Genomic DNA, 13,608 nt, shown 5'->3' on the forward strand with positions numbered 1-13,608 from the left:
AAAAACGTATCATGAGAGAAAATGGAATTCATGTGGTAGATTCTCCAGCTGAAATCGGTAAAAAAGTAAAAGAAGTTTTAGGATAAAATTTCTTTCAGATATAAAAATGTCCCGAATATATTATTATTCGGGACTTTTTTTATAATATGAATTATTCAAAAGGAGTACTCCATTTGCTATCTGTGTATACATTAGATCCTGCTAAAGTGAAAAGAAAAGATTGTAATGCATTCATTTCTGCTCCTGTCATATTTAATTGCTGACCGTTTCCAGCAGGACGTAATCTTGGATCCAAATTAGTATTCCCTGGTGCAATAGTAATCGAATTATAATGTCCTATAGCGGCTTGTAGTGTAGCTATATTTCCAGTATGCATCAAAGTAGAATTGATGGTGCCATCTTGTTTTACTAAATCTCTTAATGAAGGTGCTCTAGTATTTGTTATATCAATTCCTGTATTGTTAATGGTTCCAATTATTCCATTATTTAATGTATTGGGATCAATATCGAATTCTGGAGCTCTATGACAACCAGCACATCCTACACCACCACCAATACGAGAACCATTTGGATCAAACTGGGGTGGAGCTAAAAATAAGTTTTTCCCTGTATTTTCAGTTTGCGTAAAATTTGGAAAAGGTTGATTATCATTGTTTACTAATGCTCTTCCTGTATCATATTTAGAATCAAAAGATTGAATGCTTCTAATAAATTGAGCCAAAGCATTTTGTATTTTTACTTCTGTAATTTCATCATTTCCATATACAAATGTGAATAATTCTTTATAATAATCTATATTTTCCATTCTCGTAATTAAATCTGCAAAAGATAAATCACCATTTGTTCCACTAAATCCCATTTCACCATGATCTTTAATAGGCATAGTTGTTTGAATTTCGAGACTAGCTGCTCTCTCATCCCAGAAAAATTTAGTTTCTGTGGCAAAACGAGTATTAATTAATCGCATGGAATGTCTTCCTGTAGTTCCATTAACACCATTACTTGCCATAGCAGCATTATCTCCAAAAGCATTTTCTTGTTTATGACAACTCGCACAGGCAATGGTATGGTTTGCTGATAAATTGGTGTCATAAAATAAGACTCTTCCTAATGTAGCTCCTTTATTGGTTATCGGATTTGAAATGCTATTATCTTTTGTAATATAATTTGGAATCGATTGGCTAGCATAGTTTTCTAAATTATTCAGATCTATTGTATTTCCAAATGTAGCGGATACATATGGATATACAGGAATAGATTCATAAAGATCATCTGATTCTTTATGGCAAGAAAAAAATAGTGAAATTACTAAAAGGGATAAAATTTTGTACATTTTCATTTTAATTAGGTTTTAGTTATTGTCTATTAGTTTAGACGCCACTTTTTTTTTATTCTTGCGGTAATTTTTTATTTTTTTATTTTTTGGGTGGTTTATTTGAAAAAATTTTGGCTAATTCAGCTGTTAAGTTTTCATAATCAGCTAATTGTTCTTCTTTGCATATTTTTTTTATATCTAAAAAATGATTAAAATGCACTTTTTCAATCGCCATTTGTTTTTCTGTAATGGCTTGAAATAGAGAATCTGTCTTATTGGTTGGTGTTTCGTTCTCAATTAATGTTGCATATAATTCCCTTTTTAATTTTTTGATGGTGCTATCCAATGTGTTAATTGTGTTTCTATGCGTAGCTATAAGTGCTTCATATTGAGCTATTTGTTTTGAGTCAAAATGTAATTTTTCAATAATTATTTCTTTTGGCTCTTTTCTAGGCCCTCTAAAATCTTTTGGACCGTTAGAAAGATGAAATAACATAAAAATGTTAATTAAAAACAGACATATAATTATGAGAGTTAAGAATTTGGTCTTATTCATAATCTAGTATAATTGATTGTTCGTAGTTATTTCAAATAATGGAGAAACGCTAACAGGCTTATGCTCTGTTTTTTTATTTAAGAAAAAAACATTAATCGTTAACAATATAGCCACAGAAGCTGCTACTAACCATTTTGTGTAATTATCTATAGGCTTATTTTCTTCAATTTTAGCTTGAATTTCTTGAAATAGTTTTTCATTTGGAATTGCTTTTGTTATTCCTAAGGTACTATTTAATATCTTTTCTATAAATGTATCTTGTTTCATTTTTAAATTGAATTTTGTCAATTTAGAGTTAATGTACTCTATTAGACGATTAAAATTATTTTTTCTTGCGATAAGATTCAAATTTATCTGAAATTCTTTCTTTTAATGTGGTTTTTGCTCTAAAAATTAATGATTCAATGGCTGAAATACTTGTTTCCATTATTTCGGCTATTTCAGGATTGCTTAGTCCATCAATTTTAGATAAAATAAAAGCTGTTTTTTGATGTTCTGGTAAAGTATTAATAATAGCAAACAAAAGAGCTGCATCTTCTTTCTTTTCTAAGATTATTCCAGGGTGCTCAAAATTTGAAATTTGCACTATTTCTTGTTCGTTATGACTTTTGTTACCAAAAATAAAAAGCCTTTTTTTACTTTTCTTCTTTTTCAGAAAATCCAAGGATTGATTGATTGTTATTTTATAAATCCACGTTTTTAATGAGGCCTTTCCTTGAAATGAATGCAAAGTGTAATACACCTTTACAAATACATCCTGTGTTACTTCTTCAGCATCTTGAATGTTTTGTAAATAATGTAAGGCTACATTGTAGACGAGCACTTTATATTCGTTGTATATTTTTGTAAATGGTTCTATATTTTATCTAAATTTTAATGATATGACATTTAAAATCTCAAAAAGTTTAAATTAAATACGATAAGTTAGAAAAAAATTGTTAGTACTAAATTAGAAGTATTTTCTTAATCTTTTTTTTTAACTTTAAATTATTAATATATTTGACTTCAAATTTTAAGAAACAAAAATGAAATTATTAGAAGGTAAAGTAGCTATCATTACAGGTGCTAGCCGCGGTATAGGTAAAGGAATTGCCGAAGTTTTTGCAAAAAATGGAGCAAATGTTGCATTTACATACAGTTCTTCTGTATCTTCTGCTCAAGAATTAGAAAATGAATTAAATGCATTAGGAGTTAAAGCAAAAGGATATCAATCTAATGCAGCTGATTTTGACGAATCTCAAAAATTAGTAGATAATGTACTAGCTGATTTTGGTACGATAGATATTTTAATCAATAATGCTGGTATTACTAAGGATAATTTATTAATGAGAATGAGCGAAGAGGATTTTGACAAGGTGGTTGAAATCAATTTGAAATCGGTTTTCAATATGACTAAAGCGGTTCAAAAAACAATGCTTAAAAATCGCAATGGTTCTATCATTAATATGAGTAGCGTTGTAGGTGTAAAAGGAAATGCAGGACAAGCTAATTATGCAGCTTCAAAAGCAGGTATGATAGGGTTTACGAAATCTATTGCCTTAGAATTAGGTTCAAGAAATATCCGTTGTAATGCTATTGCGCCAGGATTTATTGAAACTGAAATGACCGCTAAATTAAATGAAGATGTAGTAAAAGGATGGAGAGAAGCTATTCCGTTGAAAAGAGGTGGATCACCTGAGGATGTTGCCAATGTTTGTGTTTTCTTAGCTTCTGATATGAGTGCTTATGTAACAGGACAGGTAATCAATGTTGATGGTGGAATGTTAACATAAGAATGAGTAACAATTTAAATCATTTTTTGGTTACTAATAGATTACAACACTAAATAAATGTATGACAACGAGTACTATTTTACTTCTTATTCTATCAGTATTTATAGCTACTGGTTTATCATATTATCAATACTTTTATAAAGCTAAAAGCAAGTCTAAGATTCATTTGCTTTTAGCTTTTTTACGTTTTTTAAGTTATGTGGGCCTTTTTTTATTACTTATTAATCCTATAATTTCTAACGCATCTTACGAAATTGTAAAAACACCTTTACCTATTATTGTTGATAACTCTAAATCTATCAAAGAGTTAAGTGGTAACCATTTAGATTCTTCTTCTATTAAGCAATTAACAGAAAATAAAACACTAAATGAAAAGTATAATTTACAATTGTATACATTTGATAAAGAGTTTATCCATAATGGAAAAATAGATTATTTAGGCAAACAATCATTACTAGATAATGTTGCTAAAAATTTAAAACAATTATATCGTAACATTAATTATCCTGTAGTTCTGTTTACTGATGGTAACCAAACACAAGGAAGTGATTATGTATACAGTTTTCAAAATAACACAAAGATATATCCGGTAGTTCAAGGAGATACAACTACTGTTTTTGACTTGAAAATCAATCAAATTAACGTTAATAAATATACTTTTTTAAAAAATAAATTTCCTGTTGAAGTTTTTGTACAATATAATGGCAATCAAAACGTAACTGCTAATTTTGCAATTACAACTGGAAACCAAACCGTTTTTAAAAAGAATATTACTTTCACATCCAAAATAAAAGCACAATCTATTTCAGTTTTATTAGATGCTAATGCTATTGGGATTCAAAAATATACTGCAACTATAACTTCCGCTGAAACTGAAAAAAACAAGAGTAATAATACTCAGAATTTTGTAGTTGAAGTAATCGATCAGCGTACAGAAATAGCTTTAGTTTCAGATATGGTTCATCCCGATTTAAGTGCTTTAAAAAGAAGCATTGAAGTGAATGAACAACGTAAAGTAAGTTTGTTGAAACCAAATGAGATTACTGATTTAAAAAAATATAATTTATTTATTTTTTATCAACCAAATGCTACTTTTAAAGCGTTATTTGAGGCAAATAAGAATGCTGAAATAAATTCGTTATTAATTACAGGAACGCAGACCGACTTTAATTTTTTGAATGCTTATCAAACTGATTTTAACTTTAAAATGGGCAATCAAAAAGAAGATTATTTTGCTTCTTTTAATACAGATTTTACTGTTTTTGCTCAAGAAAATATTGGATTTGAAAATTTTTCATCTTTAGAAAATAAATTTGGTACCATTACTGTTAAAGGAAATGCAAAAACATTGCTAAATGCAAGTATTCGTAATATACAAACTGAAAACCCATTGTTTACCTTTTTTGAAGAAGGAAAAAATAGGAGAGGTTATTTGTTTGGTGAGAACATTTGGAAATGGAGAATGGAAACGAATTTAAAAAAGAAATCGTTCCAAGATTTTGATTTTTTTACTGATAAATGGGTGCAATTTCTAACTTCAAATACAACTAAAAAATCATTAGAAGTAGATTTTAAAAAATATTACAATGAGGGAGAAACGATAGAAATTACGGCTCAATATTTTGATAAAAACTATGAATTAGATCAAAATGCACAATTAAATATTGTAGTAACAAATAAAGAAACAAAATTTAAAAAAACATACAATTTCTTAAAATCAAATATTGATTATAAAGTTGAATTTGATAATTTACCAAAAGGGAATTATTCTTTTACTGTTACCGAAAATAGTTCTAAAGCTTCTTTTTCAGGAAGTTTTGAAATTTTAGAGTTTGATATCGAGAGACAATTTGTTAATCCTGATCGAATTCGTTTAGAACAATTAGCAGCAACAACTTCTGGTAAATTATTTTATCCCAATCAATTAGATCAATTAATAAAAATATTATCAGATAGCAATTCCTATTTGCCAGTTCAAAAAGAAGTGATTACTAAAAAACCTTTAATAGACTGGAAATTACTCTTGCTTTTAATTGTTTCTTTTCTGTCTTTGGAATGGTTTATTAGGAAATATAATGGACTTTTATAATTTTTGATATTTTTTATTTTTCAATAAATAAGCGGCACTTTGATAAAAAGAAATTGTTTCTGTAGCTAATGTTGTATTTATCTTTTCTTTTGGAATTTCATCATAATACAATTCAAAAGTATTTGTATTTCCTTTGCTTAATTTTAAATCAAACTGTTTTTGTTTTTTAACAGGTGATATAATCGTTAACGTATTGTTTTTAATATATCCTAAATCTTCATATGTAGCTATAAAAGCTCTAGGTTGGTAATTGTTTTTCATTATATCTTGACCAAAAAATTTGCTTTGATAATTAAAATGTAATAAACCAAAAACAGTTGGCATTAAATCGATTTGAGACATAAGTATATTTTCATTTTTGGGAGATATAAAACCAGGTGCATAAACCATAGCTGGAATTCTATATTTATCTAAAGGCAATTCCGTTTTTCCAGAACTAGATGCACAATGATCCGCAACAATAACAAAAATCGTATTTTTAAACCATGACTGTTTTTCAGCCATTACAAAAAACTGACGTAAAGCATAATCAGTATATTTTACACCACCTTCTCTAGATTTTGAATCACATGAAATCGAAATTTTTCCATCTGGATAAGTAAAGGGTCTATGATTGCTTACTGTCATCCAATGATTAAAAAATGGTTTACCAGTTTGCGCTTCCTTATTCATTATTTGTATCGCTTTTTTAGCCATATCTTCATCACAAACACCCCAAATGTTTGAGAAACTAATTTCCTCAGCTGTAAACGAATTTTTATCAATTACATCATAACCATTTCCTACAAAGAAATCGTTCATATTGTCAAAATAAGCATCACCACCATACAAATATTTTACATCATAACCTTTGGATTTAAAAATACTTCCTGTACAAAATTTGTTTTTATTGTCTTCTCTTTTAACAACACTTTCACCAGGTGTTGAAGGAATACAAAGTGTTACAGCTTCTAAACCTCTCACGGTTCGATTTCCTGTGGCATATAAATTAGAAAAATTCAAACTTTGTAAGGCCAAAGAATCTAAAAACGGAGTAAGATTTTGTTGATTGCCATACATTTTCATAAAAGAAGCACTTAAGCTTTCAATAGTAATTAAGACCACATTCTTTTTTATTTCATCTCCTTCATTGGTTATAGTATGTGTAGATGAATCTTTCTCTATTTGAGGGAGTTGTTTTTGCAATAAAGCGAAGGCTTCCTCATTTTTAATAGTGTTGTAAAATTGGTAATAATCTAATTCACTATTTTTAAATGCAAGATAAAATTTAAAAATGCCATTAGCCTGCAATTCATTGGTATACAAATTTTTAGAGTTTTCTAAATAACTTAAGCCAGGAATAATAAATAATGAAAGGATAAAAAACAGACCGTATATACCTAATATTTTAATTTTAGTTTTAAAAGAAGGTAAATTATCTAAGTATATCTTTGAATTTTTAACTATAAAATAAGTAGCAATTAATGTGAGTATACCAACACAGGTAAATAATGGAATTACGGGATAAGACTCCATAATGTTACCAATAACTGTATTAGTATAAACCAAATAATCTACAGCAATAAAATTATATTTTAAACCAAATTCATTCCAAAAAAAGAATTCGCTAACCGCATTTTGTATAATTAGTAACGAAAATAAGAAAATAGTAAATGAATAAATAAGTAATCGTATGATTTTTCTATAGTTTGGTATAAATACAAGTAATCCTATTAAAACTGTTTTTATTCCAACAAAAATAAGTCCGATTTCAGGTAAAACACCACCATACTCATTTAAAATTGATTTGCCAGAAGCAATATAAATAAATAAAAAGGCGTATATTGAAAGTAAAATATAACCCCAAGGTTGTTTTAGTTTTGAATTAGATAAGAATAATAAATAAAGCCATAGAAATGCACTAGTTACTATAAAAATAAAAAAATCGGATAGCATGCCTAATAACACTATTTTTAGTATTTCTAGAATGGTGAAACTAGATTGTGTAATAGGATGAAAAAAGAGTATGATCCGTAATAATAAATTGATAATTAAATAAAAAATAACCAGATTTTTAAAAGGGGCAAGATATTTGTTCATAAGCTAATTAATTATGAATCAAAAGTATAGTTTGTATTAGAGGCTTTGCTTAAGTTTTACTTAAAACATTCTTAAGTTTCACTTAATTTAAAAGTATGACAATACTGTTAGATTTAAAAAATCGTTTAATTTGTATTAAAATTATTTAAAAATGAAGAAAATTGTAATCCTTTTGTTTTTATTAGTAACAACTATAGGTTTTTCACAAGATTGGAAATATAATTTTGAAGAAGCAAAAGAAGTGGCAAAAAAAGAAAATAAAGATATTGTTCTTATTTTTTCAGGATCAGACTGGTGTGCGCCTTGTATAAAATTAGATAAAAATATTTGGCAATCGGAAGCTTTTAAAAAAGAATCTTCAGACAAATGGATTTTAGTAAAAGCTAATTTTCCAAGAAAAAAAGCCAATCAATTATCCGAAGAACAAACGGAACATAACAGAAATCTAGCTGAAAAATATAATATTGAAGGAAGTTTTCCATTAGTAGTCTTGTTAGATAATAATGGAAAAGTTTTAGGAAAAATGGGGTTTAAAAATGTTTCTCCTGAAGAATATATTAAAATGATTTATGCCTTAAAAAAATAATGAAATACAGCGTTTTTTTTCTTTTCTACCTATATACAGTGCTTTCTTTTGGTCAAATTATCCATAAGAAGAAGGCTTCTTTATTAGGAAGTCCTTTTGAAATAACAGTCGTGGCAGATGATACCATAAAAGGAGAACAGTTTTGTAATATAGCTATTGAAGAGGTTAAAAGAGTGGAACATTTGATTTCAGATTGGATACCTACTTCGCAAATTTCAAATGTGAATCAAAATGCAGGAATAAAACCAGTTAAAGTAGATGATGAAGTGTTTGATTTGGTAGAAAGAGCCATTAAAATTTCTAAATTAACTAATGGTGCATTTGATATAAGTTATGCATCTATGGATAAAATTTGGAAATTTGATGGCAGCATGAAAAAAATGCCAACAGAAGCTGAGATTAAAAAATCTGTGGAACGAGTAGGCTACCAAAAAATAATTTTAAATGCCGAAGAAAAAACTATTTTCTTAAAAGAAAAAGGAATGAAATTAGGCTTAGGAGGTATTGGTCAAGGTTATATCGCGGATAAAATTAAAATAGTATTACAAAGTAAAGGTTGTCAGTCAGGTATTGTAAATGTTTCTGGTGATATTAATACTTGGGGATACCAAATTGATGGCAACCCATGGACAGTAGCCATTGTGAATCCATTAAATAAAGAAAAAGTGTTTGCTTCTTTTCCGTTAGTAGATAGTGCTATTGAAACTTCTGGAAATTATGAAAAATATGTTACATTTAATGGTAAAAGATATTCGCATATAATAGATCCAAGAACGGGTTATCCAGCAACAGGAATTATTAGTGTTTCGGTTTTTGCTAAACAAACGGAAATAGCTGATGCCATAGCTACAGGTATTTTTGTACTTGGTGTAGATATTGGTTTAGATTTAATTAATCAAATAAATGGAGTAGAATGTATTATTATTGATGATAAAGGAACTATCCATTATTCTAAAAACATTGACGTTAAAACAAATTAACCATTTAGAATTTAAAATAAGTTTAAAAAAAAATACGATATAAAGAGATGAAGAAAATTATAGTAGTACTCGTTTTGGCAGGTTTTGGAACTTCTTGCAATACAGTTAAAGAATATGATAAACAATATATTAATGACCCAGATATGAAATTAGCAGCACGATTAACAGAGCGATTTGAAACTAATTTTCAAGTGTATCGTGAAGCAGCAGCTGGAGCAAATGGTGGTAAAACAGGCGGTGGTTGCGGCTGTAATTAAACTATCAAAAAAATCAATCAAACTTACTTATAGGTACCAATTAAAAATAAAGGATATATGAAATTTAGAATAGGAATACTACTCTTATTGGTAACATTTTTTTCATTTTCTCAAGAAAAAGATTCTACTGAAGTCACTTATAAAAAAAGGGTTTTAGAAAGTATAGAGGTCGATTTTTTGGCCAGCTATTATAAACAAGATGGTATTCACTCTGCTGTTTCTGGAGGAAAAGGAACAGAAGATTTAACCGATATAACGCCTACAATTGTTGTGGCAGTTCCGCTTAATGATGATGATGTACTTACGGTAGATGCTGGTATTTCCGCTTATTCTTCAGCTTCATCAAGTAATATAAATCCTTTTGATACCAATACACCAAGTCCATGGCAAGCTTCTTCAGGAGCTTCTCAATCAGATGCTTTAACGAGTTTAGTGGTAAATTATAGCCACAGTTCAAATGATAGAAATACAGTTTGGAATGCACATCTTTCAGGTTCAATAGAATATGATTATTCATCATTTGGTTTTGGAGGTGGTTTAACCAAATTATTTAATGATAAAAATTCTGAATTTAACGTTTCTGCTAATGTTTATTTAGACACTTGGAGTCCTATTTACCCTAAAGAATTACAAGATTATAAATCTAATGGTAATAACCTAAATGGAGGTATTTTTAATAATTACACCATTACAGGAAATACAGCTTATAATCCTATCCAATTTTCTTTTCATGAAAATAAGAACAGAAATTCTTTTGCGCTCTCATTGAGTTTTTCACAAATTCTAACGAAGAAATTGCAATTTTCTATTTTCTTAGATATTTTGCAACAACAAGGATTATTATCAACACCTTATCAAAGGATTTATTTTTCAGATATAGCAGATTCATTTATTAATGATTTTCAATTAGCAGATGATATAGAACGTTTGCCAGATAGTCGTTTTAAATTGCCTGTTGGCGCCCGTTTTAATTACTATGTAAACGAACGTTTGGTTGTCCGAACTTACTATAGGTATTACACTGATAATTGGGATATTTCTTCACATACTATGAATATAGAATTACCCGTTAAACTTTCCGATAAATTTACGGTGTTCCCAATGTACCGCTATTATACACAACAACAATCGAAGTACTTTGCACCTTATGAGAAACATTTATCTACAGAAGAGTATTATACTTCAGATTATGATTTATCAACATTTGATGCCAACCAATTTGGTTTTGGATTGAATTATACAGATATTTTTACCAATGCAAAAATTTGGAAATTCGGTTTAAAAAACATCGATTTACGATATAATTATTATAAAAGAAGTGATGGATTAGACGCAAATATTGTGTCTTTCGGAGTAAAATTTGTTGAACAATAATATTACAATAATGCATATTCTTATAGTTGAGGACGAAAAAGGAATAATTGATTTCCTCAAGCAAGGTTTAGAAGAAGAAGGATATACTATCTCTTATGCCACTAATGGAAAGGAAGGCCTTGAAAAAGCATTACAATTAACAATTGATTTAATATTATTAGACTGGATGTTACCTGTCTTGAGTGGCATTGAAGTATGTAAGGAAGTTAGAAAGCAAAATACAACTGTTCCAATTATTTTTTTAACGGCAAAAGATACGGTTCAAGAAACCATAGAAGGTCTAAAATCGGGAGCCAACGATTATATAAAAAAACCATTTAGTTTTGAAGAACTTTTAGAGCGAATAAAAGTACATTTTAGAACAAATAAAGAGAAAGAAAAACTAACTTTAGGAACCATAACTATAGACAGAAATACCTTTCAGGTTTTTGTAGATAAAAAAGAGATTTCTTTAACTCAGCGTGAATTTGAATTATTATCTTATTTGATTGTAAATAAAGGTAAAGTATGTACCAGAAACAAAATTATAGAAGATGTTTGGGACATTCATTTTGATTATGATACAGGTGTTATAGATGTTTTTATGAATGCTATTCGTAAAAAACTAAACATTTCCAAAGAAGAAGAACTAATTAAAACCATACGTGGAGTAGGGTATATTGCCAATGACTAATTTTTTATCTTTTTCATTCAAAAACAGAATAGCATTCAATTATATAATTAGTGGCTCTTTTTTAATAGCCATTGTTTTTATTTTTATTTATTGTATTGTTCGTTATAGTGTTAATCAACACGTAAATAGCGAAATTTCGAATGAGTTGTATAAACATTTAGATGATGTTACGACCGATAGTAATGATACCTATTTAATCCAAGTCGATCAATGGAGAGCTAGGGAACATAATTCAATAAAAGTGAATCCCGTTTTTGTTGAATTCTATGATGATAATAAACAATTGATTGATAAATCGCCTAATTTAAACGATTCTAACCTTAACCTTTTAGAAGAAACTTTTAATGAAAAATTTATTAATTCTTCTTTAAATGGAATTCCGTTACGACAAACGCAAAAAACTATTTTAAACAAAGGAAAAGTGGTAGGCTATCTAGTAGTAGCTATGTCTTTGGAAGATTTTGAAATTGTAGAAATTTTGAAAGAAACTTTACTCATTTCTTTCCCCATAATTTTAATCATTTTGTTCTTAATAGCCCGTTTTTTTGCAGGAAGAAGTATTCGACCTGTAAGTACAATTATAGAAACATCAAGTAAAATTACGAAAGATAATTTACAAACTAGAATTCCGTTACCAAATAATAAAGACGAATTATATATCTTATCTGAAAATATCAATAATTTATTAAATCGAATAGAAAACGCTATTGAACGTGAAAAACAATTTACATCAGATGCATCACATGAATTAAGAACTCCATTGGCCGTAATTAAAGGGACAATGGAGGTTTTAATTCGAAAATCAAGAAGTCAGGAAGAATATGAATCGAAAATTAATTTTTGTATTTCTGAAGTTGATCGTCTCAATCATATGGTGGATCAATTGTTGCTTTTAGCTCGTTTTGAAAACCAAAAGCAAAATAGTAAAGAAGAATCTATCTATTTAAACGCTTTAATTTTAGATAGTTTAACACGCTTTTCTGAAAAGATAGAAACGAAAAAAATTCAAGTAAAAACACAATTTCAAGATGATTATTATTTCTTTTCAGATAATTATTTAGTATCAATTATTTTTAGTAATCTTATTTCAAATGCAATTAAATATACTAAAGATAATGGTTGGGTACAACTTAGTTTGGAACAAAATCATCACCAAATACTTTTTACTATTAAAGATAATGGAGTAGGGATTTCAAACGAAAATTTAGATAAAATTTTCAACTCTTTTTATCGTTCAGATATGTCACATCATCCTGAAATTAAAGGTACAGGACTCGGGTTGTCTATTGTAAAAAGATTATGCGACTTATTAAAAATTGAAATAACTGTTACAAGTACATTACATATCGGAACAGAAGTTAAATTAAGTTTTCCCTTAGAAAATCCTAAGTAGAACTTAAGTTATCGTATACTTTTAAATATTAATTTTGTAAATATTCTTGAAAAGAAGTCATGTAGTAATGACTTTTTTACTAAATTTAAAGTATGAATAAAATAATTGCCATTTTTTTAATCTCTATCTTTTTGTGTGCTAACACATCAATAGGGCAATTATTGAAAATACCAAACCTCATTGCACATTACAATGAACACAAAACACCAGGTTTTGCTGATACTACTGTTTCATTTTTTCAATTTTTGAAAGAACACTATTCTAAGAACGCAAAAATACCACATAAAAAACACCAAGATTTACCGTTTAAGAATTTCGACACTTCAGCTAACCTTTTGTTTACGGTTACTTTTATGCCAATGCAAATTGTACTTAAAACAGTGTTTTTTGAAACAAAAAATCGTTTTTTTTATAACAAATCGTTACAATCGAATTTGTTTTTTTCCATTTGGTTACCACCAAAAATTGCCTAACATTTTATTTTAAAATTATTGAAATAATTTTCAATTGCCTAATGTATTTGTCAGTTAATAG

At 28.2% G+C, this 13,608-nt stretch carries 14 protein-coding genes; 9 read left to right on the forward strand and 5 right to left on the reverse strand.

Annotated features, from left to right (window positions below):
- Positions 1-151: 151 nt before the first annotated feature.
- The 4 genes from CX675_RS03100 to CX675_RS03115 all read right to left on the reverse strand — a co-directional run bounded on the left by CX675_RS03100 (position 152) and on the right by CX675_RS03115 (position 2,730).
- On the reverse strand, positions 152-1,339 hold the full coding sequence (locus CX675_RS03100) for a cytochrome-c peroxidase (protein WP_240723579.1): 1,188 nt from the start codon (positions 1,337-1,339) through the stop codon (positions 152-154).
- 76 nt (positions 1,340-1,415) lie between these two features.
- The gene (locus tag CX675_RS03105) at positions 1,416-1,811 is read right to left on the reverse strand and encodes a periplasmic heavy metal sensor (protein ID WP_165395961.1); all 396 of its coding nucleotides are present in this window, start codon (positions 1,809-1,811) and stop codon (positions 1,416-1,418) included.
- Positions 1,812-1,874: 63 nt separating this feature from the next.
- Complete coding sequence (locus CX675_RS03110) at positions 1,875-2,138, reverse strand: hypothetical protein (protein ID WP_130733755.1); 264 nt, start codon at positions 2,136-2,138, stop codon at positions 1,875-1,877.
- A gap of 55 nt (positions 2,139-2,193) precedes the next feature.
- Complete coding sequence (locus CX675_RS03115; RefSeq protein ID WP_130733756.1) at positions 2,194-2,730, reverse strand: RNA polymerase sigma factor; 537 nt, start codon at positions 2,728-2,730, stop codon at positions 2,194-2,196.
- Between the two features lie 166 nt (positions 2,731-2,896).
- Between CX675_RS03115 and fabG the strand changes: the two genes are divergently transcribed.
- Both fabG and CX675_RS03125 read left to right on the forward strand, forming a co-directional pair.
- A complete protein-coding gene (gene fabG, locus CX675_RS03120; protein ID WP_130733757.1) occupies positions 2,897-3,643 on the forward strand; it encodes a 3-oxoacyl-[acyl-carrier-protein] reductase in 747 nt (248 codons plus the stop codon).
- A gap of 61 nt (positions 3,644-3,704) precedes the next feature.
- Complete coding sequence (locus CX675_RS03125) at positions 3,705-5,732, forward strand: hypothetical protein (protein WP_130733758.1); 2,028 nt, start codon at positions 3,705-3,707, stop codon at positions 5,730-5,732.
- Here the strand turns inward: CX675_RS03125 and CX675_RS03130 are convergent.
- Positions 5,727-7,811, reverse strand: a complete 2,085-nt coding sequence (locus CX675_RS03130; RefSeq protein ID WP_130733759.1) for an LTA synthase family protein — start codon at positions 7,809-7,811, stop codon at positions 5,727-5,729. The genes CX675_RS03125 and CX675_RS03130 overlap by 6 nt on opposite strands.
- Positions 7,812-7,962: 151 nt before the next feature.
- On the opposite strand from CX675_RS03130, the gene CX675_RS03135 reads away from it, so the two are divergent.
- The 7 genes from CX675_RS03135 to CX675_RS03165 all read left to right on the forward strand — a co-directional run bounded on the left by CX675_RS03135 (position 7,963) and on the right by CX675_RS03165 (position 13,547).
- Positions 7,963-8,397, forward strand: a complete 435-nt coding sequence (locus tag CX675_RS03135; RefSeq protein WP_130733760.1) for a thioredoxin family protein — start codon at positions 7,963-7,965, stop codon at positions 8,395-8,397.
- Entirely contained in the window at positions 8,397-9,377 is a 981-nt protein-coding gene (locus CX675_RS03140; RefSeq protein ID WP_130733761.1) for an FAD:protein FMN transferase, read from the forward strand. Before CX675_RS03135 ends, CX675_RS03140 begins: the two co-directional genes overlap by 1 nt.
- 47 nt (positions 9,378-9,424) lie before the next feature.
- Positions 9,425-9,634 carry a DUF4266 domain-containing protein gene (locus CX675_RS03145; RefSeq protein WP_130733762.1) on the forward strand — a complete coding sequence of 70 codons (210 nt, stop codon included), beginning with the start codon at positions 9,425-9,427 and terminating at the stop codon, positions 9,632-9,634.
- A 57-nt stretch (positions 9,635-9,691) separates the two neighbouring features.
- On the forward strand, positions 9,692-11,008 hold the full coding sequence (locus CX675_RS03150; protein ID WP_130733763.1) for a DUF3570 domain-containing protein: 1,317 nt from the start codon (positions 9,692-9,694) through the stop codon (positions 11,006-11,008).
- Positions 11,009-11,018: 10 nt separating this feature from the next.
- The gene (locus CX675_RS03155) at positions 11,019-11,681 is read left to right on the forward strand and encodes a response regulator transcription factor (protein ID WP_130733764.1); all 663 of its coding nucleotides are present in this window, start codon (positions 11,019-11,021) and stop codon (positions 11,679-11,681) included.
- Entirely contained in the window at positions 11,674-13,074 is a 1,401-nt protein-coding gene (locus tag CX675_RS03160; RefSeq protein WP_130733765.1) for a HAMP domain-containing sensor histidine kinase, read from the forward strand. Before CX675_RS03155 ends, CX675_RS03160 begins: the two co-directional genes overlap by 8 nt.
- Before the next feature lie 92 nt (positions 13,075-13,166).
- Positions 13,167-13,547 carry a hypothetical protein gene (locus tag CX675_RS03165; RefSeq protein WP_130733766.1) on the forward strand — a complete coding sequence of 127 codons (381 nt, stop codon included), beginning with the start codon at positions 13,167-13,169 and terminating at the stop codon, positions 13,545-13,547.
- Positions 13,548-13,608: the final 61 nt, after the last annotated feature.

This window comes from Flavobacterium sp. J27 (assembly GCF_004303025.1).
Lineage (GTDB): Bacteria > Bacteroidota > Bacteroidia > Flavobacteriales > Flavobacteriaceae > Flavobacterium.

What these genes read in the sequence shown, in the direction of transcription:
- fabG (WP_130733757.1), top strand. Translation starts at nt 2,897, where the DNA reads ATGAAATTATTAGAAGGTAAAGTAGCTATCATTACAGGTGCTAGCCGC.
- CX675_RS03100 (WP_240723579.1), bottom strand. Translation starts at nt 1,339, where the DNA reads ATGAAAATGTACAAAATTTTATCCCTTTTAGTAATTTCACTATTTTTT.
- CX675_RS03105 (WP_165395961.1), bottom strand. Translation starts at nt 1,811, where the DNA reads ATGTTATTTCATCTTTCTAACGGTCCAAAAGATTTTAGAGGGCCTAGA.
- CX675_RS03130 (WP_130733759.1), bottom strand. Translation starts at nt 7,811, where the DNA reads ATGAACAAATATCTTGCCCCTTTTAAAAATCTGGTTATTTTTTATTTA.
- CX675_RS03145 (WP_130733762.1), top strand. Translation starts at nt 9,425, where the DNA reads ATGAAGAAAATTATAGTAGTACTCGTTTTGGCAGGTTTTGGAACTTCT.
- CX675_RS03125 (WP_130733758.1), top strand. Translation starts at nt 3,705, where the DNA reads ATGACAACGAGTACTATTTTACTTCTTATTCTATCAGTATTTATAGCT.
- CX675_RS03165 (WP_130733766.1), top strand. Translation starts at nt 13,167, where the DNA reads ATGAATAAAATAATTGCCATTTTTTTAATCTCTATCTTTTTGTGTGCT.
- CX675_RS03110 (WP_130733755.1), bottom strand. Translation starts at nt 2,138, where the DNA reads ATGAAACAAGATACATTTATAGAAAAGATATTAAATAGTACCTTAGGA.
- CX675_RS03150 (WP_130733763.1), top strand. Translation starts at nt 9,692, where the DNA reads ATGAAATTTAGAATAGGAATACTACTCTTATTGGTAACATTTTTTTCA.
- CX675_RS03135 (WP_130733760.1), top strand. Translation starts at nt 7,963, where the DNA reads ATGAAGAAAATTGTAATCCTTTTGTTTTTATTAGTAACAACTATAGGT.
- CX675_RS03155 (WP_130733764.1), top strand. Translation starts at nt 11,019, where the DNA reads ATGCATATTCTTATAGTTGAGGACGAAAAAGGAATAATTGATTTCCTC.
- CX675_RS03160 (WP_130733765.1), top strand. Translation starts at nt 11,674, where the DNA reads ATGACTAATTTTTTATCTTTTTCATTCAAAAACAGAATAGCATTCAAT.
- CX675_RS03140 (WP_130733761.1), top strand. Translation starts at nt 8,397, where the DNA reads ATGAAATACAGCGTTTTTTTTCTTTTCTACCTATATACAGTGCTTTCT.